This window comes from Clostridium sp. AF19-22AC (assembly GCF_003479085.1).
GTDB lineage: Bacteria > Bacillota > Clostridia > Lachnospirales > Lachnospiraceae > Faecalicatena_A > Faecalicatena_A orotica.
Window position 1 is genome coordinate 1 of the sequence record NZ_QUGN01000063.1, and the last position, 464, is coordinate 464.

Consider the following 464-nt stretch of genomic DNA (forward strand, 5'->3'; position numbering starts at 1 on the left):
CCGCTTCGGAGCCTGATGTATATCGGGCGGGCGTATGAGAAAATTGTTCCAGTCAGGGACAGGTATAAGAAAAAGCTGGTAAAGCTTCCAAAGCCTGAGTTTTACACGTTCTACAACGGCGAGAAAGACTGGGTAAATGAAAAGGTCCTAAAACTTTCAGATGCTTATATGGTTCAGGATGGTCCCCCTATGCTTGACCTGGAAGTAAAAGTGATCAATATCAATCCGGCCCAGCAGCATAAGGTTCTGGAAAAATGCAGGGTTCTGAAGGAATACGGACAGTTCGTCGATATTTTACGGGATTATCAGTCGAAAGGGGACAGCGATGCCTTCAAACATACCATCGAGCAGTGCATAGATTCCGGTATTCTCGCAGACTATCTAAGAAAGAAAGGCAGTGAGGTGATCAATATGCTGATAGCCGAATATGATTATGACATGGACATCGAGGTACAGCGTGAAGA

1 pseudogene is annotated in these 464 nt (G+C 45.0%); it reads left to right on the plus strand.

Features of this window, described 5'->3' with window-relative positions:
- Window positions 1-464 (plus strand): annotated as a pseudogene (locus DWX43_RS27160) (hypothetical protein); the annotation flags it as partial.